The organism is Marinobacter sp. LV10R520-4, assembly GCF_002563815.1.
In the GTDB taxonomy this organism is placed as follows: domain Bacteria; phylum Pseudomonadota; class Gammaproteobacteria; order Pseudomonadales; family Oleiphilaceae; genus Marinobacter.
In genome coordinates, this window is the sequence record NZ_PDJM01000001.1 from 3,688,417 (window position 1) to 3,709,991 (window position 21,575).

General features: G+C 55.4%; 25 protein-coding genes and 1 pseudogene. 9 read left to right on the top strand and 17 right to left on the bottom strand.

From position 1 onward, the window contains the following. Nucleotides 1-16: 16 nt before the first annotated feature. The 7 genes and pseudogenes from ATG98_RS17815 to ATG98_RS17845 all read right to left on the bottom strand — a co-directional run bounded on the left by ATG98_RS17815 (nucleotide 17) and on the right by ATG98_RS17845 (nucleotide 5,576). Entirely contained in the window at nucleotides 17-580 is a 564-nt protein-coding gene (locus tag ATG98_RS17815; RefSeq protein ID WP_098418369.1) for a YIP1 family protein, read from the bottom strand. Nucleotides 581-818: 238 nt separating this feature from the next. Then, nucleotides 819-1,529 carry an ABC transporter ATP-binding protein gene (locus tag ATG98_RS17820; RefSeq protein ID WP_098421641.1) on the bottom strand — a complete coding sequence of 237 codons (711 nt, stop codon included), beginning with the start codon at nucleotides 1,527-1,529 and terminating at the stop codon, nucleotides 819-821. A gap of 4 nt (nucleotides 1,530-1,533) precedes the next feature. Continuing rightward, nucleotides 1,534-2,736 (bottom strand): ABC transporter permease, encoded by a 1,203-nt coding sequence (locus ATG98_RS17825; protein WP_098418370.1) that lies wholly within the window; start codon nucleotides 2,734-2,736, stop codon nucleotides 1,534-1,536. Continuing rightward, complete coding sequence (locus ATG98_RS17830; RefSeq protein WP_098424013.1) at nucleotides 2,733-3,884, bottom strand: efflux RND transporter periplasmic adaptor subunit; 1,152 nt, start codon at nucleotides 3,882-3,884, stop codon at nucleotides 2,733-2,735. The genes ATG98_RS17825 and ATG98_RS17830 overlap by 4 nt, the downstream gene beginning before the upstream one ends. Continuing rightward, entirely contained in the window at nucleotides 3,881-4,489 is a 609-nt protein-coding gene (locus ATG98_RS17835) for a TetR/AcrR family transcriptional regulator (RefSeq protein WP_098418372.1), read from the bottom strand. The genes ATG98_RS17830 and ATG98_RS17835 overlap by 4 nt, the downstream gene beginning before the upstream one ends. 199 nt (nucleotides 4,490-4,688) lie before the next feature. Next, a complete protein-coding gene (locus ATG98_RS17840; RefSeq protein ID WP_143751502.1) occupies nucleotides 4,689-5,006 on the bottom strand; it encodes a cytochrome P450 in 318 nt (105 codons plus the stop codon). A 1-nt stretch (nucleotide 5,007) separates the two neighbouring features. Next, a pseudogene (locus tag ATG98_RS17845) lies at nucleotides 5,008-5,576 on the bottom strand (transposase). 309 nt (nucleotides 5,577-5,885) lie between these two features. On the opposite strand from ATG98_RS17845, the gene ATG98_RS17850 reads away from it, so the two are divergent. From ATG98_RS17850 to erpA, 8 genes are all read left to right on the top strand, one after another. After that, nucleotides 5,886-6,134 carry a BolA family protein gene (locus ATG98_RS17850; RefSeq protein ID WP_098418373.1) on the top strand — a complete coding sequence of 83 codons (249 nt, stop codon included), beginning with the start codon at nucleotides 5,886-5,888 and terminating at the stop codon, nucleotides 6,132-6,134. 17 nt (nucleotides 6,135-6,151) lie between these two features. Continuing rightward, nucleotides 6,152-6,469 carry a Grx4 family monothiol glutaredoxin gene (gene grxD, locus ATG98_RS17855; RefSeq protein ID WP_098418374.1) on the top strand — a complete coding sequence of 106 codons (318 nt, stop codon included), beginning with the start codon at nucleotides 6,152-6,154 and terminating at the stop codon, nucleotides 6,467-6,469. Between the two features lie 35 nt (nucleotides 6,470-6,504). Continuing rightward, nucleotides 6,505-6,828: a rhodanese-like domain-containing protein gene (locus ATG98_RS17860; protein WP_098421642.1), complete on the top strand. Its 324-nt coding sequence runs from the start codon at nucleotides 6,505-6,507 to the stop codon at nucleotides 6,826-6,828. Between the two features lie 132 nt (nucleotides 6,829-6,960). Beyond that, nucleotides 6,961-8,208 (top strand): P-loop NTPase, encoded by a 1,248-nt coding sequence (locus ATG98_RS22885; RefSeq protein WP_098418375.1) that lies wholly within the window; start codon nucleotides 6,961-6,963, stop codon nucleotides 8,206-8,208. Further along, complete coding sequence (locus ATG98_RS17870; RefSeq protein ID WP_228706191.1) at nucleotides 8,192-8,836, top strand: NifU family protein; 645 nt, start codon at nucleotides 8,192-8,194, stop codon at nucleotides 8,834-8,836. Before ATG98_RS22885 ends, ATG98_RS17870 begins: the two co-directional genes overlap by 17 nt. Next, the gene (locus tag ATG98_RS17875) at nucleotides 8,833-10,581 is read left to right on the top strand and encodes a protein adenylyltransferase SelO (RefSeq protein ID WP_098424014.1); all 1,749 of its coding nucleotides are present in this window, start codon (nucleotides 8,833-8,835) and stop codon (nucleotides 10,579-10,581) included. The genes ATG98_RS17870 and ATG98_RS17875 overlap by 4 nt, the downstream gene beginning before the upstream one ends. Nucleotides 10,582-10,668: 87 nt before the next feature. Further along, nucleotides 10,669-11,019, top strand: coding sequence for a tetratricopeptide repeat protein (locus tag ATG98_RS17880; protein ID WP_098424015.1), 351 nt, complete (start codon nucleotides 10,669-10,671; stop codon nucleotides 11,017-11,019). A 39-nt stretch (nucleotides 11,020-11,058) separates the two neighbouring features. Beyond that, nucleotides 11,059-11,412, top strand: a complete 354-nt coding sequence (erpA, locus tag ATG98_RS17885) for an iron-sulfur cluster insertion protein ErpA (RefSeq protein ID WP_098424016.1) — start codon at nucleotides 11,059-11,061, stop codon at nucleotides 11,410-11,412. Here erpA and idi read toward each other — a convergent pair. From idi to sufB, 10 genes are all read right to left on the bottom strand, one after another. Then, on the bottom strand, nucleotides 11,405-11,959 hold the full coding sequence (gene idi / locus ATG98_RS17890) for an isopentenyl-diphosphate Delta-isomerase (protein WP_228706192.1): 555 nt from the start codon (nucleotides 11,957-11,959) through the stop codon (nucleotides 11,405-11,407). The two genes, erpA and idi, sit on opposite strands and share 8 nt — an antisense overlap. A gap of 4 nt (nucleotides 11,960-11,963) precedes the next feature. Continuing rightward, a complete protein-coding gene (mvk, locus tag ATG98_RS22540) occupies nucleotides 11,964-12,701 on the bottom strand; it encodes a mevalonate kinase (protein WP_267283850.1) in 738 nt (245 codons plus the stop codon). A gap of 7 nt (nucleotides 12,702-12,708) precedes the next feature. Beyond that, nucleotides 12,709-13,530, bottom strand: a complete 822-nt coding sequence (locus ATG98_RS22545; RefSeq protein WP_228706194.1) for a hypothetical protein — start codon at nucleotides 13,528-13,530, stop codon at nucleotides 12,709-12,711. A 12-nt stretch (nucleotides 13,531-13,542) separates the two neighbouring features. Continuing rightward, the gene (locus tag ATG98_RS17900; RefSeq protein ID WP_098424018.1) at nucleotides 13,543-14,628 is read right to left on the bottom strand and encodes a mevalonate kinase; all 1,086 of its coding nucleotides are present in this window, start codon (nucleotides 14,626-14,628) and stop codon (nucleotides 13,543-13,545) included. Then, a complete protein-coding gene (gene mvaD, locus ATG98_RS17905) occupies nucleotides 14,625-15,716 on the bottom strand; it encodes a diphosphomevalonate decarboxylase (protein ID WP_228706195.1) in 1,092 nt (363 codons plus the stop codon). Before mvaD ends, ATG98_RS17900 begins: the two co-directional genes overlap by 4 nt. A gap of 91 nt (nucleotides 15,717-15,807) precedes the next feature. Beyond that, on the bottom strand, nucleotides 15,808-16,650 hold the full coding sequence (locus ATG98_RS17910; protein WP_098424019.1) for an iron-sulfur cluster assembly protein: 843 nt from the start codon (nucleotides 16,648-16,650) through the stop codon (nucleotides 15,808-15,810). Then, a complete protein-coding gene (locus tag ATG98_RS21915; RefSeq protein WP_179888203.1) occupies nucleotides 16,640-16,789 on the bottom strand; it encodes a hypothetical protein in 150 nt (49 codons plus the stop codon). Before ATG98_RS21915 ends, ATG98_RS17910 begins: the two co-directional genes overlap by 11 nt. A gap of 186 nt (nucleotides 16,790-16,975) precedes the next feature. Then, on the bottom strand, nucleotides 16,976-18,262 hold the full coding sequence (gene sufD / locus ATG98_RS17915; RefSeq protein WP_098424020.1) for a Fe-S cluster assembly protein SufD: 1,287 nt from the start codon (nucleotides 18,260-18,262) through the stop codon (nucleotides 16,976-16,978). A gap of 13 nt (nucleotides 18,263-18,275) precedes the next feature. Beyond that, nucleotides 18,276-19,052, bottom strand: coding sequence for a Fe-S cluster assembly ATPase SufC (gene sufC, locus ATG98_RS17920; protein ID WP_098424021.1), 777 nt, complete (start codon nucleotides 19,050-19,052; stop codon nucleotides 18,276-18,278). 47 nt (nucleotides 19,053-19,099) lie between these two features. Then, complete coding sequence (gene sufB, locus ATG98_RS17925) at nucleotides 19,100-20,548, bottom strand: Fe-S cluster assembly protein SufB (protein WP_098418385.1); 1,449 nt, start codon at nucleotides 20,546-20,548, stop codon at nucleotides 19,100-19,102. A 409-nt stretch (nucleotides 20,549-20,957) separates the two neighbouring features. On the opposite strand from sufB, the gene ATG98_RS17930 reads away from it, so the two are divergent. Continuing rightward, entirely contained in the window at nucleotides 20,958-21,566 is a 609-nt protein-coding gene (locus ATG98_RS17930) for a MarR family winged helix-turn-helix transcriptional regulator (protein WP_228706196.1), read from the top strand. Nucleotides 21,567-21,575 lie beyond the last annotated feature (9 nt).

The window sequence follows — 21,575 nt, forward strand, 5'->3', positions numbered from 1 at the left end:
GACCATCACAACTGATTCAGAAAGCCCACACCATTACCATCAACAGCGCCCATGCCAAAAACGACGCTGCCATTATTGTGTAGGTTGCAGACATAGCCTCCACGTCGGTATCTGGGCGATGGCTTAAAGCTCGCAAGCCTTGGTAAATCAGTGTGCATGACAGCCCCATCGCAATAAGCACAACGACAACGCTAAATGCTAGAGAGGGGACTAGCAACGCCAGCGACGACAGCCATAGCGGCACGGGAGCAATCGCAGCTAACAAATAGGCGTCTTCGTAACTGATAGCCAGATCCTTACCCGCAACAACCGAGTGAATCAGCCAACCCATCACAAAAAACGTCAGCAGCTCGGCCAGAAACAGAATAGTGGTAATAAAGCGCCATTCTTTGCCGGCGAAACCAGCCATAAAGTGCTCGCCGTAATGCGTGCCGGCGTAATACAACAGAATCGGTGGCAGTAAAGACAGGGGTAAAACAAGGGCCCAGGCAATCAACGGAATGGATATCTGTCGGCGCTGCAATTCGGGCCAAGCGCCTTCACTGTGAAAGGGTAATTGCAAAAGCATGGTCAGGTTCATGACGTTTCTCCGGATTCTAGCATTACGTAGATGATGCATCTGACATACATTTAGATCCCAAAACCGACTGTCAGCAAGAAACTGGAGTGACCTAGATCAAGTCACTTATCTGAAAAGCCATTTCAATTCAGTTCCTAGGCCGCCCGCGCGGCGGCTCAGCATGACACCGGCGAAAGCGACAGTTCTGGGGCCACGCTCTGCATGGCAGTCGTCGAGTGAAAAACCAGTCGGCGGAGGCTTACTCGAACCCACGTCCTTCACCCGTTTCTTCGTGAGTGACGCCGTCCCGAATGTGGTAAATACGCTTGAACGTAGGAATGATTTTTTCGTCGTGGGTGACAACGATGATAGCCGTTTGGAACTTGCGTGCCATTTCGTTGAGGATCTTGATGACAGCCATGGCGCGCGGACTGTCAAGGGCGGCAGTTGGTTCGTCGGCCAGTATCACCGGCGGCTGGTTGACCAGCCCGCGTGCGATCGCTACCCGCTGTTGTTCGCCACCCGAAAGCTTCGATGGCATGGCGCGGGCTCGATGTTGCACGTCCAGCGCTGTGAGTAATTCCAGCGCCTTCGCACGCGCCTCGCCATTGGGTACACCTCTTAACATCGGCAGCAATGCCACGTTGTCAGTAACATCCAGAAACGGAATCAAATACGGTGCTTGAAACACATAACCGATTTTGTCACGGCGCAGAGCACGCAAATCCTGAACCTTCCAGCCATCGTCAAAAATGACCTGATCACCCAGAGTCATGCGTCCCGCCGTCGGGCTGATGACCGCACCCAGACATTTCAGCAAGGTACTCTTGCCGGAGCCGGAAGGCCCAATGAGGCCGACAACTTCTCCCGGAGCAACATGCATATCCACATGCTTTAACGCATCAACGGCGGTATCGCCCTTGCCATAACGCTTGCTCAACCCTTCAATACGGATGCCTTTTTCGCTCATTTTGTCACCCAATCGCTTCGGCCGGATCAACCTTCAGTGCTGCATAGATGGCGATAACGCTCGACAATACGCAGATCAACACAACCGCAATAAACCCGAATATCGAATCAAGGGGTTCAAGCAAGACATACTTGGGAAATATCGGCGCCATAAACAAGGTGGCGACAATTTTTCCCACCACGAACCCGATAACCCCGAGCGCAATCGCCTGCTGCAGAATCATTCCGGCGATGGTGCGGTTGCGGGTGCCGATCAGTTTGAGTACGGCGATCTCGCGGATTTTTCCGAGTGTCAGTGTGTAGATAATAAAAGCCACGATAGCCGCACTGACCATCGATAGAATCACCAGAAACATACCGATCTGTTTTGCGGAGGTGGCGATCAATTTGCCTACAAGGATCTCTTCCATCTGCGCGCGGGTGTAAACCGTTAGCCGCTTCCAGCGGCGGATCGATTCGGCCACATCGTCATGGCTATAGCCGTCTTCGATCTGGACTAGAACCGCGTTTACATAGGTGTTGGTGGTTTGCAAATCGATAACGGCGCCAAGTAAATCCGGACTACCAGGCTTGTTAAATGCAGGGTTGGCCTCAGTTCGACGCCGGCTTTGCAGAATGGCGTCGTTGTCTTTCAGAAACTGTGCTTCTTGCGCATCCTTTAGCGGAATAAAAATCATGGGGTCGCCGCCAGACGAGACCATGCGACGGGTGAGGCCGACAACGGTGTAGTGGTTACGGCGTATCTGCAGGCGATCACCAAGCTCAAAACCGCTTGCGATATCGGCGACGGCTTCGTAATGGCTACGAGTGATCTGACGACCCGCAACAAGATACGGCGGCCAGCCTGGGGTACCGGGCTCGCCAGCCGTTATGCCGGCGATCATTGCCCGCACATCGCGCTCACCTTGGCGTACCTGCATGGTCAGGTAAGTAACATTGGCTGTTCGTGCCACACCGGGCATACCACGGATACCGCGCCAGGTATCCTGATAGATACTCGACGGTTCTGCATAAGGGCCCAGGGTATCCTTTTGCACCACCCAAAGATCTGCACTGCTGTTATCCAGCAACACTTTGGCGTCGTCGATCATGCCACGGTAGATTCCGGCCATAGACAGTGTCACACCGATCAGCAGACCAAGGCCCACCCCGGTAAAAACGAACTTTCCCCACGCCTGAAGAATGTCGCGACCGGCCAAGCTAATCATTTGGACACCCCTGGAATGCGGTCAACCACCTCGATGCGACTGCGCGAGGTCAGCGCTTGTTCGCTGTAGAGCACAATTTGGTCTCCTTCTTTAATTCCCTTCCGGACTTGAACAGAGCCATCCAGGTCTGTAACACCCAAGGTGACCGGAGTTAAACGCAACTCATCATCCACGATTTGCCAAACGCCGACGCTATTGCCGTCGCGTCGAATCGCAGCGTTGGAAATGGTCGGCGCGACGGGAAGGGCAGGGAGATCAACCGTGACTTCGGCTAACTCGCCTAACGGCGGCAAAGGCTGGGGGAGTTCATCAAAGACCACTTTCGCGAGCATTTCCTCGGTTACCGCATCGGCTTTTAATTCAACGCGCAACACACCGCCGCTCAGCGTTTGGCCGCTACGTGAACGCAAAACAATGCGTGCGGGTAGATCTTTGGCCAGCCCCGCTGCGCTAATCTGATCGAAGCGCACATTGACCCAAACACTTTCGGGATCGATGAGTTCCAGTACAGCCTGGCCGGCAACTACCGTGGTGCCTGGCTCGGTGTCCCGAGAGGCGACCACACCATCGTGCGGTGCGATCAGCTGTAGATTTTTTTGCTGCGTCACCAGAGCCTCTTGATCTGACCGAATACGAGCGAGGTTTTCGTAAGCAGCGGAAAGGCTGGCGGCGGCTATCGCCAGTTCCTGTTGTTTGGTGTTAAGAGTTTCATCGCTGGTTGATCCCGCAGCGAACAATCGTTTATATCGACCCACCTGGGTCTGCGCATAGGTTTGCCGGGCCTGGGCCTCGCGCAACGCGGCTTTGGCTCCTCTAAAGGCCGCTTGTTGCGAGCGCAGCCGGTCATCCAGATCGACCGGGTCCATCTCGCCGAGCACTTGACCAGCCGTTACTTGGTCGCCTACATGCACCTCAAGGTTTTTGACGCGCCCGGCGAACGTTGGCCCGATTTTGTAGGTGTAGCGCGCCTCAACTGTGCCTATACCGAACAGCGCCGGCGTAATCGCACGCGATTCCACGGTCATCACCGTTACAGCAACCGGTGCCAGTGGACCAGAGCGCAATCCGACGTAAACGAAGAGTGCAAGCAATGGAACGATAACGGCTAGCAGGGCCAAGGTACGGCCCTGAATAGGTAGGTGTTTCATAAATCAGTCCCGATACCGCGCCGATAAATTGCAAACACTCGTGGCGCATCGTGGCGTATGCGTTGCACATCGCCAGTCAGCAGCGATTGCATAACCAGGCCCTGAATCGTGCCTATAAAAAGCGTGCTCGCCGCTTCGCTGTCTAAAGAGGAACTCAATTCACCATTCGATTTACCCTTCTCAATAAGATGATTCAAGCGTTCGCCATAGCGTTGGATCAAGGTTTGCACCATACGCTTGGCAGGAGTTGACTCTGCTCTTTGAAGCTCGCCAAACAGCATCCTGGGCACGCCAGGATGTTCGGCCACGAATTCGACATGAGTCATGAAAATCGCCTCCATTGCGGCCAAAGGCGAATCGATTCCGTGTACAGAGCGGTCGATTCGATTCAGCAGACGCTCTGCCACCCATTCCATCACCGACTGCCAGATGGCTTCCTTGTTCGGGAAATGTCGAAACAGCGCGCCTTGGGTTAGATTCATGTGCTTGGCGATAGCAGCGGTTGTTATCTCGACAGGATTCTGTAACGCGGCGAGCTGAATTACAGACTCGACGGTCGCGAGCCGGCGTGCGTCGGCCGAAAGTTTTTTTGGGCGCTCATTCATTGTGGCCTCCAGATAAGAAAGAAAGTAATTAATTACTATCTTATCTGGAGGCCTTGAAACAAGCTATACAAACTTTAATTTAAGGCTGTGTAGGTCTGGATTTCAGGCCGGCGCCATGAATCGTCTTGATGGTGGTTATTTTCGTCATAAACACAGTCTTTTAGCTCAGCGCAGAGCGCATCCAGGCGCTTTACAATCCTTATTTTTTTCCAATAATCATCGGTAAATAATTGAAACCGCCGGTTGGGAAAACGGCACGTTCAGGTAGTTCATTGGGCGCGAATTCCAGGGTATCGATACCGCGAAGAAATTCCTCAATCAAAATCCTGAGTTCCATCCTGGCCAGAGGTGCACCAGGGCAAATATGAATACCTGCACCATAAAGCAAATTCTGGCCACGGTTCTTCTCGGGATAAAAACCATCCGGATCGCCGAATACTCCTTCGTCACGATTGGCGGATGCCCACAGAACGGTGACTTTCTCGCCGGCGGGAGTCTTTCTAGAGGCTGTTGACAATTCACATCGGCAGCCAGAGAAATGCGCAAGCTAATGACACGAATCTCTCATAATGACGAGTCAGTTTGTCACATCGGGTGGCGACGGCCCGATAATGCTTGAGTCTGGCAAACGCATTCTCGACCAGGTGTCTGAGCTTATACAAATGCCAGTCGAGCCCCCTGTTTCCCTTATCGAGTTTTTCCTTCTGGGGATAATAACGCTCATTTCGAGGGCTTCTGCCTTGTCACGTATTATCTGGCTGTCGTAGCCACCAGCGGCTCCGGCACTGTGCTGGTGTGCTTTCACATAACTGCCATCAATGAAGACCCATTCCAGATCGGAGTCTGTTTTCAGCACGTCAAAGAGCTTTTTCCAGATGCCTTTTTTCGACCAGTAATTGAACGCTTTGTAGACAGAATTCCATTTGCCGAAAGGGTCTGGCAGATCTCTCCAGGGCACACCGGTCCGCATTCTGAACAGAATGCCTTCGACTGTTTTGCGCAAACCTGCCTTGTTATACAGACTGAATTGAAGCAATATTTCTCTTAGCCTGGACCACAGCTTCTCTGTGAGCATGTATCTGGGCATTGCGGGCTCGTATGATTGTTGTTTCGGAACTTCATTATACGAACTTGCTCTTATCTTTCAAAGGCTTACGAGCAATTTTCAACAGATCCTAGGGTTTCGATGTTTCTTATTGTCTGTGAAGCCGTATCCCGGGCCCAAGTGATAGACCAAATCTGCGATCGCACGACTGTCCAAATTCAACCCCCTTTCATTAGGTTTTGAAAGTCGCGTTTTTAAACTATCTTGACAATATTATAGTTTCGGAACGATACTATAATCCTGCCGTATTGGTGAAGGTCATTAGGCCTTGGTAACCCTTGGGAGGACAAAATGCTGACAGCGAATAATCTAAGAGACTACATCATGAATGGCCTGACCTGCGATCATGTGGAAGTGCAGGGCGATGACGGTCAGCACTTCGAAGCAGTCATCGTGAGCCAGCAATTTGCCGGCAAAAATAAGATACAGCAGCATCAACTGGTTTATCTGGCACTCGGAGATCGGATGGGCTCGGAGATTCATGCGCTGGCAATGCGCACTTTTACGCCCCAAACCTGGGCGCAACCAGGCACCAAATAGCTTCGGAGAAATCAGAAATGAACGTACAGGAAAAAATTCTCAGTCAGGTCACAGCTGATACCGTTGTGCTCTATATGAAAGGCAAGCCCCAGTCTCCGCTGTGTGGTTTTTCTGCTACGACTGTGCAGGTATTAAATGCCTGCGGCGTGCAGGATTTTGCTGCTGTCGATGTGCTAGCCGATCCGGAAATCCGCGATGGTATCAAGGTATACAGCAACTGGCCGACCATTCCTCAGCTCTACATCAAGGGCGAGTTTGTCGGTGGTGCCGATATTGTGCGTGAAATGTATGAGCAAGGTGAACTGCAGAAATTGCTCCAATCAGCGCTGGCTTGATGACATTGAAACCGGTGAGGGGCGGGATCCCAACGATGCAAAGCTTGACTGCACCAGAACTGGCCGCATGGATCGAGAATGCGGCGCGCCCGAACCCCGTATTACTCGACGTACGTGAGCCGTGGGAATTTCAGATCTGTCATATTAGCGGTGCGTTGACGATGCCTATGAATACCATCCTTGACAAGTTCTCCGAACTGGACGCGGAGCATTCGATTGTCTGCATCTGCCACCACGGCGTGCGTAGTATGCAAGTCGGGTTGTTTTTAAAAAAGCATGGTATTAGCCACGTTAGCAACCTTACAGGTGGCGTTCATGCCTGGGCTCTGCAAGTCGACGGCACGATGCCGACCTATTGAGCTTCAGGTTTATCGACTTTCGCAAAAATGATGGTAGGCAATAAGCGTATGAATTGGGATTGGTTGTTATTTTGGCGGCAGAGATCAAAGCCACGTTCTCCCCCGTTAATTGAAAACACAAGGAACTTAACCATGCAGACCACTGACCGTAATCAATCTCACGCGCCTGACGCGTCATCCGGCTCGGCCGATAACTCGGATAAGCTGCCGGGGATACGCCATATCATTGCCGTCGGAAGCGGCAAGGGCGGCGTCGGAAAATCCACGGTAAGTGTGAATTTAGCGCTGGCACTGCAGCAGCTTGGGGCGCGTGTCGGAATCGTAGACGCCGACATTCTTGGCCCCAGTATCCCCGGTATGCTCGGCATCGCAACCGGTGAGAAGCCAGCGACGACCCAGAGTGGCAAGATGATCCCGGCGCAACAGCACGGTCTGAAGGTAGTGTCGATGGCCATGCTCACCGAAGATGACCAGCCAGCTGTTTTACGCGGGCCGATGGTAGGAAAATACCTGAAGATGTTCGTTGACGGCGTGCAATGGGGATCGCTGGACTACCTGATTCTTGACCTTCCACCCGGCACAGGCGACGTCCAGTTGACGCTGGCACAGAGTATGCCGCTGTCGGGTGTGGTGATCGTAACGACACCTCAGGCCGTTAGCCTCAAGATCGCCCGCCGAGGCTTGCGAATGTTCGAGAAGGTGCAGGTCAAGATTCTTGGGCTAGTCGAGAACATGCGCACCTTTACCTGTCCTCACTGCGGCGAGAACACGGATATCTTCCGTCACGGCGGTGGCGAGCAGATGAGCGAGGAGCTTGGCGTCCCGTTTCTGGGTGCCTTACCTCTCGATGCCGATGTTGTTACCAGCGGTGATGAAGGTCGCCCGATAGTGGCGGAACAGCCAGCGTCGGTCAGCGCCAAGGTGTATGCCTCCATTGCGACGGCGCTTGTAGAGCAGCTCAACGCGTCGGTCACGGTGCTGAAACCGTTTGTCTGGAAGTGGGACAGTAACGAGGGAGCCCCGGACTGGGCGGAAGATGCGGCGCGGCCTGCTGGATCACAAAACACCCCGATCGGTTTACTGCGTCGCGATCCGCGCACTTTATCCGTTCTCTGGGAGGATGGTCATCGCGATGATTTTGACGTCCGCGACCTGCGCCTGGCATGTCATTGCGCTCTTTGCGTCGAGGAAATGAGCGGACGCAAGTTACTCGATCCAAAGACAATACGCCATGATGTGGCGCCGCGACAGATCGTGAGCATAGGTAACTACGCCATCAAATTCGATTGGAACGACGGCCATAACAGCGGAATATATACGTTTAACAACCTGCGTGCCTTGGGTGCCAGCGCTGCAGCGAGCGATGTTGAAAATGTCTGATGTCCTGCTTGCGGATCAGCCGGTCAGTATTCGCGCCGAGTCTTCGCTCGCTGACCCCGACACGTGTAAGTTCATCGTGAGCCGTAGCTTGCACCCCGGCGGCTCGTTCTTTTTTGGCAACAAAGAACGAGCCGTTGGTTCACCGCTCGGCGAGCAACTGTTCGCACTCCTTGGCGTGGCCAATCTGCTCATTGCCGATAACGTAGTGACCGTGTGCAAAGAGCCAGCCGCCTCGTGGTCAGGGCTCAAAGCAGCTATCGGAATGGCCATCCGTACGCAGCTGCGTACGGGCGTGCCGGCGGTCCTGGAAATGTCTGTTCATAACGGCGTGCAAGGAAGGTCCGATGCAGAGCTTACGGCGGCTGTTCAGGAGCTTCTGGACAAAGAGGTCAATCGTTCGATCGCTAACCACGGCGGAAAAATTTCTATTGTGGAGGTCCGGCAAGGGAAGCTTTCCATCACCATGAGTGGCGGCTGCCAGGGATGCGCTTCCTCTCAGGTGACGCTGAGGCAGGGATTCGAAGTCATGCTCAAAAGAGTCGCCCCAGAAATCGATGAGATTATTGATGTGACCGACCACGCAGCGGGAAAGCAGCCTTTCTACCCGCGCCATCAGGAGCCCTTATGATAAAGTGTCCACCCCAGGAAACCGCCCCTATGGTTGCAACCCTCGACGATCTCGCAACCTTGGCAAACTATTCGCTCATGGATTCCCTCAACTGCGACCCTGACGCCAAAGCGAACGGAGTTGACCACGCCCCGCGGCAAGTCTTCTCGGGCCACTATGTTCCTGTTAATCCTACGCCCATCGAAAACCCCGAGTACGTCGCCCACAGCCAAAACCTGTTTCGCGAACTGGGCTTCGCCGACAGCATGGCGCAGTCGGCCGACTTCGTTCGCATGTTTTCCGGCGACCTTGAGAACGTCCCTGAGCCGATGCGCAAGGTCGGTTGGGCGTGTGGCTATGCACTGTCCATCTATGGCACTGAATACACCCACCAATGCCCGTTCCAAACCGGCAACGGGTACGGCGACGGGCGCGCCATGTCCGTGCTTGAAGCCGTCATCAACGGTCAGCGTTGGGAAATGCAGCTTAAGGGTGGCGGCCGCACGCCATACTGCCGCGGCGCGGACGGCCGGGCCGTTCTGCGGTCCAGTGTTCGGGAGTTTCTGGCGCAGGAGCACATGCACGCGCTTGGGGTGCCAACATCGCGTTCGCTGAGTTTGTACGTGTCGAAAACAGAGAAGGTCAGGCGGCCTTGGTATTCGGAGGGCTCACATTCAAGAGATCCGGACGCGCTGGTATCCGACGCCGTCGCCATCTCGACGCGTGTTGCACCGTCGTTCATTCGGGTTGGTCAACTGGAGCTCTTCGCCCGCCGTGCCCGCAAGAAGGAACACCCGCAAGCGATGGAGGAGCTCGAAAAGATTGTGTTGCACCTGATCGATCGTGAGTACAGTGACGTCATCGACCAGAACCTCGCAACAGCCGAGAAAGCGGTATTGCTTGCGCGGGAGTTCCGCAGCCGACTCACATCCCTTGTGGCGAACTGGATTCGCGTTGGCTACTGCCAGGGTAATTTCAACAGTGACAACTGCGCCGCCGGCGGTTTCACACTCGACTACGGTCCCTTCGGATTCTGTGATGTGTTTGATCCGCAGTTCCAGCCATGGACGGGTGGCGGACATCACTTCTCGTTTCTGAACCAACCAATGGCGGCAGAGCGCAATTTTCACACGTTTTGTTCGGCGTTGCGCCCGCTGCTAACGGCGAAACAGGACTGCCTGCTTCAGCTCGACGAGATTCAACGTGATTTTTCAAAGGTAATGCACGCGCAGATGGAAAAGATGTGGGCTGCCAAACTCGGACTTGCCACTTTTCACGCGGCCTTGTTCAGTGAGCTCGCCACGCTTATGGTGCAAACGCCTGTTGATTACACCCTGTTCTTTCGCCAGCTCTCAACGGTGCCAGACGACATTAGCCCGCTCAAAAAAAGCTTCTACAAAAGCTCAGCGTATAAATCAGACCCCGCAGGCATGGACCAGCGCTGGTCGGAGTGGCTCACAAAATGGAAATCGCTTGCCGGCATCGGCAGCGCGACCGGCGAAAATGCGACTTCGCCCCGCTCTCGTGAAGATCTTGCTAGCCAGATGAAACTCGTCAACCCGAAATACAGTTTGCGGGAGTGGTTCGTTGTGCCTGCGTATCAGCAAGCAGCTGCCGGTAACTACTCTCTAGTGCGAGAACTGCAGGAAGTCATGACGCAGCCATACGCCGAGCAATCGAAAGACGTAGAGGAGAAATACTATCGGCTGAAGCCGTTGGAGTGCTTCGACGTTGGCGGGTCGTCGTACTACAGCTGCTCGTCATGACCCAAAAAGTAACGGAAAAGTTGATCGAAAACCACCTGAGTGTAGACGTTATGAGGCGTGACGAAAAGATCGATAGGAGCCACAGGTATGGCTGATCAACTTAACGAAAAAAAGGCGTTTTTGACATGGGAAGAATCGGTGGTGGCCTTACAAACCGATGCTGGACAGGGCTCCGCCCGTGCGCAACGTTTATTGGCGATGCGATACTTGCGCGGCCGTGGAGTGCCTAAAGATGAGACCATCGCTTTTTATTGGATGCAGCTCGCTGCACAACAAAATTTTGCCTTGGCACATCGCAGTCTGGGCGAGCTTTACGAAAATGGCTCGGGTATCGCCCAAGACATGACCCTGGCGGCCCATTGCTATCGTCTTGCAGCAGAGCAGGGCGATCCCATCGCTCAAAAACATTTGCAACGTTTAGCACAGCCAAACACGTGATGTAAAAACCGTCAAATATCAAAGTACCCGGAGGCAATTTTGAGCATAGTTCAGGAACACACGATAACCCCGCTGTTTCTCAGTGAAAGTGCGGTGTCCAAAGTACGTGAATTAGCCGAAGTAGAAGGCAACGAGAACCTGAAGCTTCGGGTGTTTGTAACCGGGGGCGGCTGCTCTGGATTTCAGTACGGCTTCTCGTTCGATAAGGTACAAGATGATGAAGACGCGGTGATTCAAAAAGACGGCATGAGTCTGCTGGTCGACCCGATGAGCTATCAGTATCTTGTGGGCGCAATGGTCGATTATCAGGAGGGGCTACAAGGAGCCCAGTTTGTCGTGCAGAACCCGAACGCTAGCTCAACCTGTGGTTGCGGCAGTTCGTTCACTATCTAGTGTCGATATGGTTGCGCCCCTGGTCCATCAGTTCCTTCCATTCCATCTTGAACCAGGGCGTGTATTCGGATGGCGCGTCTTCGAGCTCGCGAGTCACTTCTTCCATGGGCACCCAGCGCCAGTCGGTGATTTCAGCCGGGTGCACCCGGGCTTCGCCGCCCGATGAGCCGATGTATACGTGGCACAATTCGTGCTCCGCACCGCGATCACCGAAATCGGCTTGGTAGATAAACTTATAAACGAATGTCAGCGACGCTTCCAGCCCCAGTTCTTCCCGTAGACGGCGGTGAAGCGCCTGGTCCATCGTTTCACCGCGTCGGGGATGCGAACAGCAGCTGTTGGACCAGTACAGCGGCCAGAGCGGTTTGCCCGCCGCACGCTGCTGCAGAAGCACCCGGCCCTGTTTGTCGAACAGGAAAATCGAGAACGCCCGGTGCAGGGTTCCATGGCCTTCGTGGCAGTCGCTCTTTGAGCGATAGCCAACTTCGTTGTCATCTTCATCAACGAGTATCAGGGGCTCGTCATCGAACGATACTTTTTCGCGCATATCTTCACCCATTTTTCGGCTTACCGCCTATTGTAACCTGAATCGCCTGATAGCCGGCTTCACGGATACCCGATTCAATGCGATCGGCAGCGCCGGGTTCCGGTGGACACAGGGCAATGATGGAACCACCGCCACCGCCACCGGTGAGCTTTGCCCCGAGAGCGCCGTGGCGGCGGGCAATCTGGATCATTTCCTCCAGTTCCCAGCTCGACACCTGCATCGCGTTGAGCAGGCCATGGCAAATGTTCATCAGCTCTCCCAGCGTTTCGAGCTTGTGCCTGACCAGCGCATCCACGCCCTCGATCACCAGCGAATCGATCTGGTTGAAGATATTCTCGTACAGTTCGGGGTGCGCTTCGCGTGCCTTGCGAACACGCGCGACTGTCGCCGCGGTCAGGCTCTCGATACCGCTGATACCGACGACCAGCTGCACGGCCTGATCGATCTCGATCACCTTGCGCAGCGGCGATTCACCGGAACGGAAGAGCATGGTCTGGCCATAGGTCGAGAGCGTGTTATCGATACCCGATGGCGTACCATGCGCGATCTTTTCGCACTCGAACGCCAGCTCGTTGACGCGCTCGTCGTCAAGGCCGAGTTCGAAACAGCGGTCTAGCGCGCGAATGGTGGCCACCGCGATCGCCGCCGACCCGCCCAGCCCCATGGCTCGCGGTACGTTGGGGAAGATTTCCAAACGCATGCTCTCGCGTTCGAGTCCGAGCGTCTTGAAAATAATCGCCAAGGATTTCTCATAAGAATGCTGTTTTTCCGCGCTTCGGTGTAATCGCTGCACGGTAGGGGTCGATCGAGGCAAATTCGTTGGCCAGGATGATTCCGTCGCGCACCTGCTCACCATCGAAGCCGCGGCCGGCCAGCGCGTCCAGCGGAATCGAGACCCGGGCCTTAACCAGGGCTCGATCGGTCAGATTTGAGAGAATCCGCAGGAACACCTTGCCTTCGGCGATATTCTCGACCAGTGAGGCAACGCCTTCGCACATTGTGTTGACCAAGTTCGCACCCATCGCGTCGCACGTATCCACCAGCAGGTGGGCGACGACCATGTCACCGCGCTGGCCCGATGATGGGTGAATCAGCACCTGGAGGTCCTTGGCCCCGCCGCCGCGAGCCACCATGTTCGGGTGCAGACTGTTGGCAAGGTTCAGGATTTCGCTTTTGCGCTGCAACAGTGCCGCCTTGGCGCGCTGCGGATGCGGTACATCGACGACCTGGATCTGGCCAATCAAAATCGGCTCGGAGCTTTCAACCCGGAAGCCGCCGCCGGCCCGTGCGATCTTGGCCGCAGAGCTCAGCGCCGCAACGATCGAAGGCTCCTCCACGACCAGTGGAATGGCGTATGCCTTGTCGTTGATAAGGAAATTCAGGCCCAGTGCCAACGGCAGCCCCATGACGCCGATGACGTTTTCGATCATCTTGTCGGCCGACTGGATCGAGAGCGTGTGATCGCCGCTGGCCAGCGCCTGGTAATCCTGGCTCGAAAGCAGGCCCTGCTTGCGAACTTCGTGAACCCGCTGCGAAACCGAAAGTTTGTAGAACTCGGGAATTCTTGCCATGCTCGTTCCTTATTAAGGTTTTCTGCCCGATTCGGGCACCTGGCGCCGCGCAGCCTCTGCGCCAAATTCTGACATCGCCAAGTTTAAGGGAACCCCGCCGCAATCTGAGACGCCGAGCTCGAATGCTTTGAGTCTTTCCGGGTCACGCGCCAGGGCAATTCCAAGGTCGCCACCACCGGCGCCACAACTCTTGTAGACCACGCCGCACTCGTGTCCATGCTCGGCCAGACGGCGATGGGGGGCAGTCATGACCTCCTTTCCCATGGCATCGCCCAGCGCGACCATCTCAACGGCGTACGCGGCGCAAGCATCGAACAGCACAGCCCCGTCGTGCGCGTTGGCCACGGCGTGGCGCGCAATCTCGTCCAGGCGGGACCGGATCCGGCCTGCACTAACAGGATCAGCCAGCTTCCAAGTAACGAACGCACCGACAAAATCCGTGGTCTGGGCAGCCTGACGGGTCCAGATTGCTCGCCAATACAGGTCTTCCGGCCAGTTCGCCGGCGTGCAGATCGCGAATTCGCCGGTGGATCGAAATTCGCTGATGCCACCGCAAAACGCCGCGGCCAGGTCTGCGCCACTGGCACGGGCGCCCAATGATTCGCGATAAACCGGCAACCATCGACGCAGACGCTCTCGCGGATCCGACGGACCTGCCGTCCCCGCGAACCACTCGGTCAACGCCACCGCCAGTGCCGCGCAGACGGCCGAACTGGAGCCTAGGCCCAGCTTTATCAATCGTCTGCGGTCGGATTCGAAAAGGGCCCTAGAATCGATCTCGACGTTCATTGTCGTGATCTCGCCGGGTGACCGGCCCAGCGCCCGCATGATGCCCGGTATCAACCGACCGGTCAGGCCCAGCACGGAGGAATCTACGCCATCGCAGCGCAGCGCATCGCCCTCGACCCGCATGGCTGCCCGCTCAAATCCGAGCTGGACGGCACTTAACCAGCCCGTACCGCTCGATGCCCGCTGCAACCGGACTTTCACCCGCCGATCCACCGCCATCACCAGCGCCGGTGCCCCGTCGAGCACCGCATATTCGCCAATCAAAAGCAGTTTGCCCGGCGCAGAGGCCTGGACGCAGTTCACATTCACGTCTGACCGTCGTCCATGCTCACCGCACCGCCGCCCAGCCCAGCACGCAGAATCTCAGTCACGCCGGGCACATCCTCGAGCGCGGCGGCCACCGTATCCGCCGCTTCCGGTGCACATATCGCTTTGACCTGGGGGCCGGCATCGACGGTAAAAAACACCGCAACGCCCCGGCCGCGCAAATGACGTATGCGATGCAGGCATTCCATAGTCGTTGCGTTGAAATACAGAAGACCCGGCCGGGCCGACATGGCCAGGCCGTGCAAGGCCAGTGCGCTTGCTTCAGAAACGTGCGCCAGCGCATCGAAATCACGGGCCGCGATAGCCGTTCGCGCCAGCGCGAGGTCGTCGGGCTGATTGTTCACCCAGGCCGAATAGAACGGTGATGTTTGTGCGGTCCGCTGCATGCCTTCGGTGGATCCCACCGACTTGCGGCCGCGCTCACTGACCGCGATCACGACAGCCAACGGCCAGTCCGCGGCCGTGGCCAACGGTTCGGCGACGCTGTCGCTGCCGTCGGGGAGTTCGCCGCGGTGCATCTCAACGTATCCGCCAAAAATCGAGCGCGCGGCGGAGCCGGACCCGATTCGCGCAAGCTCCGAAAGCCTGGAGAGAGAAAGACCCAACCCGTAGGCGCGATCCGCCGCAGTCACCAGCGCGGCGAAACCCGACGCCGACGAGGCCAGACCAGCGCCGGTAGGAAAGTTGTTTTGGCTGAAAACCCGGGACCGGGTCTCACTTCCCCCGATGGAGCGCATGCGCGTCAGCAGTGCCGTCACGCGCCCTGAACCGTGGGCCTCAATCTGACCATCGAGCTCGAAGCTATCCCGCTCCAGCGCCGGATCCAGTTCCACCCGGGTGCGGGTCCACAGCGCGTCCAGCGCGATCGAGACCGACCCGACGTCTGGCAGGTTCAAGTCCGCATCACGTTTGCCCCAGTACTTGACAAGGGCAACATTGGCGTAAGCGATGGCCTGGGCTCGACCCGGCGAGTATTCGGTGTTCATGAGATTCGCGACAGATCCGGCTCGTTCGTGGCTGGTACGGTCATTTCTGGCGGTTCGCATCCGTTTAGCTTCATCGGTCAGCATGTCGTTGCTCCAGAGCGGTATCTAAGTAGGCCAGAAATTCCACTTGTTTCTGATGGTCGCTTGCCTGGCCAGTACTGGTTACGATGCTGGCTCAGATCAGCCCCAGCTCCAGCCGCGCTTCCTCCTCCAGGTTGTCGTAGCTCCAGGGCGGATCAAACACCACATCCACCTTGCCGTCTTTAACATTCGGAACCTGCAATAACTTGTCTTTTACGTCGCCGGCAATAATGGCGCCCATTCCACAACCCGCTGACGTTAGGGTCATTTCAACAAATACAAAATGCTTGTCTTGGTCAATATCCAGTTTATAGATGAGACCCAGACCGACAACATTCACCGGAATCTCCGGGTCATAGACCAGTCGCATCGCATCCCAGCATTGCTGATCACTGATTTGCCCATCCTCAGGGGGTTCGAACACGATGGCGTCTGACTGAAAGCCCAGTTTCCGGGTAACTTCTGGGGACAGTCGATACAGATTGCCCTGGTGGTTAACAGTGAAGCTGCCGCCGAGCGCTTGGGTTATCAAGACAGAAGCTCCCTGCGTTAGCGTGACAGACTCACCGGAGGGCACCTTTAGCGCAGGACAGTCTTCTGACAAAACAAATGTCTTGGGCTGCTTTGCCAGTTTTTTCGAGTTCGGTGCCTTGATCGTCGGGGTCTGAAGACCATCCTCTTCATCAAGGCCGATCTGCATGTCTTGAAGATAAGGCACGCTCGCCGCGTCGAAATAGAGGATCAGGTCACCAAACTCTTTCCTGACATCCTTAGCTGACTCTTCGCCGGGCGGGCAGAAGGCCAGGCAGGTCTCGGCCTTCTGAGTGCCACCATTCTCTATATAAACACGCACCGTCATTCCTGGCACTGCCTGTTTTGCAAGCAAGGACATCAGGAAATCACGGGCTTCTGGTGTGACTTCAGCATTAATATTCACGAGCGATACCCCCGTGTTCTGCGTTTTCACGCCGGCGCTTGAGCTGGTTGGTTTTACACTCGTTGCTTACAAGATCCAGCCACCCCAAGTGTTGATCCCAGCTCTCGTCTTTAAGATGATCGGGTTTGTTGCAAGTCATCGTTACCTCCTCAGGCACTGTGGAAATGAGGAAAACTCTTGACACACTGTCAGCACCCGTCGAGCGTCTACCTCGCGTTTGGCGTCATGGTGACGGCAACGGTTGGTGTGAATACTTCGGTTGTCATGGTTCCACCTCCATCAGGCAAAAAGACGCTGGATTTTCTGCAGGGCCGTAAATAACGGCTCACGCCTCCAGAAATGTTTGATTGAAAAAGTCATTTAGCCGAAGCTGCACGGCTTCTCGAACCGCTTCAACGGGAATCTGTTCAACCAGCTCGTTGATAAATGCGATGGTCAACAGCGTCTTGGCTTCGCGACGACCGACACCACGGGAAACCAGGTAAAACAACGAGGTTTTATTGAGCTGGCCAATGGTGGCGCCGTGGGCGCATTTTACGTCGTCGGCGTAAATTTCCAGCTCGGGCTTGGTGTCGATTTCTGCGCCGGTTGAGAGCAATAGATTCTTGTTGCTCATATTGGCGTTGGATTTCTGGGCATCCTGATGAATATGGATGCGCCCATTGAAAATCGCATGAGACTGGCCAGCAGCGATGTTGCGATAGGTTTCTTCGCTGTCGCAATGAGCTGCTATATGCTCGATGGACGTGTGGTTGTCGAAGTGCTGTTTGCCCTGCGTGACTACGACACCGTTCAGTTTGCACTCGGCGCCTTCACCTTCAAGACGTACCTGCAGATCGTGCCGACGCAGTGGGCCGCCAAAGCCAACGCAGTGGCTTTCAAAACGCGAGGCGGTCGCTTGGCGAACACCCGTTGCCCCGATGTGCTGAACGCTTTCGCCTTCCAGAGTCAGCCTCACGCTGGTTATCCGGGCACCTTCCGCCAGAACAAATTCAGTGACCGTGTTGACCATCACCGGCTCACTACCGCTGGAAATGTACTCTTCTACCAGCGTCATCTGGCTGTGCCTTGCCGCATCGACGTAAATCCGCGGATAGGCGGAACCTACCGACGAAGCGGTGACTTCATGGATGATAAACAGCGGCTGGTCGAGAACGGCTTCTTTGTCCAGCTGGATAAACAGGCCATCCTCAAACCGGGCGGAGTTTAGCTGGGCCATCTGCACGGTTTGGCTGTCCAACGTGTTGTTCAGGCGTTCTGCCAGCGCAGCGGCGGCATGGTCGTCAAGGTCGCAGAACCGCTGAATACGAATGCCGTTAAGATCGGGAAAGTCGCTGGCTTCCGGAACCATTACGCCGTTGCGAGAAACCACGCGGTATCCAGCCGTGGACAGGCTGGTGCCTTCCTTGCCACGGGAGGGGAGGGCGACGGCAAGCTCATCCGACAGCTTTAGGTGGCGGACGGAATACTTCCAGTTCTCGGTTTTACGGGTCGGCAATGGCATATCCACCAGAGCCGTACCCGTTTGTTTGCGCAATGCGAGCAAAGGCTCAGGCAGGTAGTTGCCGGCTGGCTCAAGAAAGACACGGGAAAGCGTGGGTGCTGACTTCATTCGGTGGCCTCCGTTAACCGGCTGGGGAGCTGGCTGTGGCTTCTTTGTCTTTCACGTTGAGCCAGCCGTAACCGCGCTCTTCAAGCTCATAGGCCAGCTCGCGCCCGCCGGATTTGACAATTTTTCCATCGGCCAGAACGTGAACATAGTCCGGCACAATGTGGTTCAGCAGGCGCTGGTAGTGAGTCACCATCAAGATGGCTCGATCTTTAGCGCGCAGTGCGTTGACACCGTTCGAAACCACGTGCAACGCATCAATGTCCAACCCGGAATCGGTTTCGTCCAGAATGGCCAGCTTGGGTTGAAGCAGCAGCGCCTGCAAAATCTCGTTGCGCTTCTTCTCGCCACCGGAAAAGCCTTCGTTTACGCCGCGTTTAAGGAAGGCCGGGTCCAGATCGACTTGCATGGACACTTCCCTCGCATGCTTCATGAACTCAGCCGCATTCATCTCCGGCTCGCCACGGTGGCCGCGCATGGAATTAACGGCGGTACGCAGAAACTGCAGGTTGCTGACGCCGGGAATCTCTACCGGGTACTGAAACGCCAGGAAAACGCCTTCACGGGCCCGTTCTTCGGTTTTTAGGTCCAGCAGGTTTTCACCGTTAAAGGTGACTTCACCCTCGGTGACTTCAAAGGTTTCACTGCCTGCCAGCACCTGTGACAGGGTGCTTTTACCTGAGCCATTGGGGCCCATAATGGCGTGGATTTCCCCGGCTTTAATTTCCAGGTTGATGCCCTTGAGGATTTCTTCACCCCCAACGGACGCGTGCAGATTTTTGATGTTCAGCATGTATTGGCTTCTCTCTCTTCTGAAATCTGTAATCTGAAATTCTGTATTTAACCGACAGAGCCTTCAAGGCTCACCTCAAGCAATTTGCCAGCTTCAACGGCGAACTCCATCGGCAGTTCCTTGAACACCTCTTTACAGAAGCCGTTCACAATCATCGAAACGGCCTGTTCAGGGTTGATACCGCGCTGGCGACAAAGGAACATTTGTTCGTCGCTGACCTTGGAGGTAGTGGCTTCGTGCTCGATGATGCCCGATTTATTTTTGCTCTCGATGTACGGGAAGGTATGCGCACCGCAGCGGTCGCCAATCAGCAGCGAATCGCACTGGGTAAAGTTGCGTGCGCCCTCTGCACCTGGGCCAAACTTCACCAGGCCACGGTAGGCGTTCGAGCTGTTACTGGCAGAAATCCCTTTGGCGATGATGGTGCTGGACGTGTTCTTGCCCAAGTGGATCATCTTGGTGCCAGTGTCGGCCTGCTGGTAATTGTTGGTCAGCGCCACGGAGTAGAATTCGCCAACGCTGTTATCGCCCCGAAGGATGCAGCTCGGATACTTCCAGGTAACGGCAGAGCCGGTTTCGACCTGAGTCCAGGAAATCTTGGAGTTTTTGCCGATGGCAGCGCCACGTTTGGTGACGAAGTTGAAGATGCCGCCCTTGCCGTTTTCATCGCCCGGATACCAGTTCTGGACGGTGGAGTACTTGATCTGGGCGTCGTCCAGGGCCACCAGTTCTACCACAGCTGCGTGGAGCTGGTTTTCGTCCCGCATAGGAGCGGTGCAGCCTTCCAGATAGCTGACGTAGCTGCTGTCTTCGGCGATGATCAGGGTGCGTTCGAACTGCCCAGTGTTGGCTGCGTTGATGCGGAAATACGTAGACAGCTCCATGGGGCAACGCACGCCTTTCGGTATGTACACGAAGGTGCCGTCGGAGAAGACCGCAGAGTTAAGGCCTGCAAAGAAGTTGTCACCCGCCGGAACGACAGAGCCCAGATATTTTTTGACCAGCTCCGGGTGTTCCTGAATGGCTTCGGACATGGAGCAGAAAATCACGCCTGCTTTGGCGAGTGGTTCTTTGAACGTTGTCGCTACTGAGACTGAGTCAAACACGGCATCGACCGCCACGCCTGCCAGCTGTTCACGCTCGTGCAGGGGGATGCCCAGTTTTTCGTAGGTCCTGAGTAGCTCCGGATCCACTTCGTCCAGGCTCTGGAGCATGTCTTCTTTGCGCTTGGGCGCGGAATAATAGGAAATTGAGTTGTAGTCAATTTTTGGGTAACCCACGTGCGCCCAGTTCGGCTCATCCATTTCCAGCCAACGACGATAGGCCTTCAGACGCCACTCAAGCATCCATTCCGGCTCTTTCTTAAGGCCGGAAAGGCGGGCAATCACGTCTTCGTTCAATCCAGGTTCGAAAGTGTCGGATTCAATCTCAGTCACGAAACCGTGTTCGTATTCCCGCTTGACCAGCTCGTTCACTTCTTTATCAGTGGTCGCCATGATCGTCGCTCCTTATCTTTCATTGAAGGCTCCAAAAGCCTCGGTTTTTCTGCGGTTTTCATTTAATACCCAAGGTCACCATCGCTTTCTTCCTGATGTCTGGTAAGCGCGCCTATATCGATTTTTTCCTTAATTAGTGTCGTAACGATGCTAAATAAGCATATCGAATTTGTCAATATAGTATCGAAACGCTATCGTCTTTGTCGTGGCCTCATTATGGCCTGAATATTGAAGAGGTGACCTATCAAAAAGCGTTCAGGGCCTCACACTCTTCACGAATACGGCAATATTATGGTATCGCTCCGAAACTACAATCTTGTTAAATTAGTTCTTAAACGCTATTATCAGAGAATTATTTAGGAGCTTGAAATTAGACGTCACCAAATTAAGTATGATCAAGGAGTTGGAAATGAACGGTCGCGCTAACGCGGAGTTGGTCTTTCACTTGGGACGCATAGCGTCCGGCGAGGGTCTCGCGGAGGGGCTGACGGCAGCGCAATGGGCGGCGCTCAGATACTTCGCGCAGGCCAACCGTTTCTCGCAAACGCCGTCCGCCTTTGCCGCATTCCATGCCACAACCCGGGGTACCGCGTCACAGACAATCAAAAGCCTCGAAACCCAAGGCTATTTGACACGCATGCGGTCAGAGGACGACAGGCGCAGTGTCCGGCTAGTTCTGACCGAGAAAGCCCGGGGCATTCTCGCGAACGACCCCTTCGAATCCTTGGTCCGTGCTGCGGAATCCCTACCCCCCAGTGTCCAAGGCCACTTCGCCAGCGCGTTGCAACGCTTGCTCGGTCAGGTGACGCAAGAGAGAGGCAAGCCTCACTTCGGCGTCTGCACGTCGTGTCAACATCTGGAAAGCGACGGCTGCAGCCGGGACGGACAGGCGCCTTATGCGTGCGGTTTCATGAGCGCGCCCCTGTTTTTGGAAGAACTCGACGGAGTCTGCATCAACTTCATCCAGAGCAAACCGGTAACGGTAAAGGGTTCTGTCACCGGAGCCGAACAGCGATGAGTCCTGTTC

Bases quoted from the DNA above. Each gene is read 5' to 3' on its own strand.
- mvaD (WP_228706195.1), bottom strand. From the start codon at position 15,716: ATGCTGACCGATGAAGCTAAACGGATGCGAACCGCCAGAAATGACCGT.
- ATG98_RS17850 (WP_098418373.1), top strand. From the start codon at position 5,886: ATGCTGACAGCGAATAATCTAAGAGACTACATCATGAATGGCCTGACC.
- ATG98_RS17860 (WP_098421642.1), top strand. From the start codon at position 6,505: ATGCAAAGCTTGACTGCACCAGAACTGGCCGCATGGATCGAGAATGCG.
- ATG98_RS17835 (WP_098418372.1), bottom strand. From the start codon at position 4,489: ATGAATGAGCGCCCAAAAAAACTTTCGGCCGACGCACGCCGGCTCGCG.
- grxD (WP_098418374.1), top strand. From the start codon at position 6,152: ATGAACGTACAGGAAAAAATTCTCAGTCAGGTCACAGCTGATACCGTT.
- idi (WP_228706192.1), bottom strand. From the start codon at position 11,959: ATGCGCGAAAAAGTATCGTTCGATGACGAGCCCCTGATACTCGTTGAT.
- ATG98_RS17880 (WP_098424015.1), top strand. From the start codon at position 10,669: ATGGCTGATCAACTTAACGAAAAAAAGGCGTTTTTGACATGGGAAGAA.
- sufD (WP_098424020.1), bottom strand. From the start codon at position 18,262: ATGAAGTCAGCACCCACGCTTTCCCGTGTCTTTCTTGAGCCAGCCGGC.
- ATG98_RS17875 (WP_098424014.1), top strand. From the start codon at position 8,833: ATGATAAAGTGTCCACCCCAGGAAACCGCCCCTATGGTTGCAACCCTC.
- ATG98_RS17830 (WP_098424013.1), bottom strand. From the start codon at position 3,884: ATGAAACACCTACCTATTCAGGGCCGTACCTTGGCCCTGCTAGCCGTT.
- ATG98_RS17815 (WP_098418369.1), bottom strand. From the start codon at position 580: ATGAACCTGACCATGCTTTTGCAATTACCCTTTCACAGTGAAGGCGCT.
- sufC (WP_098424021.1), bottom strand. From the start codon at position 19,052: ATGCTGAACATCAAAAATCTGCACGCGTCCGTTGGGGGTGAAGAAATC.
- ATG98_RS17825 (WP_098418370.1), bottom strand. From the start codon at position 2,736: ATGATTAGCTTGGCCGGTCGCGACATTCTTCAGGCGTGGGGAAAGTTC.
- ATG98_RS21915 (WP_179888203.1), bottom strand. From the start codon at position 16,789: ATGACTTGCAACAAACCCGATCATCTTAAAGACGAGAGCTGGGATCAA.
- ATG98_RS22885 (WP_098418375.1), top strand. From the start codon at position 6,961: ATGCAGACCACTGACCGTAATCAATCTCACGCGCCTGACGCGTCATCC.
- ATG98_RS22545 (WP_228706194.1), bottom strand. From the start codon at position 13,530: ATGGCAAGAATTCCCGAGTTCTACAAACTTTCGGTTTCGCAGCGGGTT.
- ATG98_RS17820 (WP_098421641.1), bottom strand. From the start codon at position 1,529: ATGAGCGAAAAAGGCATCCGTATTGAAGGGTTGAGCAAGCGTTATGGC.
- ATG98_RS17930 (WP_228706196.1), top strand. From the start codon at position 20,958: ATGAACGGTCGCGCTAACGCGGAGTTGGTCTTTCACTTGGGACGCATA.
- sufB (WP_098418385.1), bottom strand. From the start codon at position 20,548: ATGGCGACCACTGATAAAGAAGTGAACGAGCTGGTCAAGCGGGAATAC.
- ATG98_RS17870 (WP_228706191.1), top strand. From the start codon at position 8,192: ATGTTGAAAATGTCTGATGTCCTGCTTGCGGATCAGCCGGTCAGTATT.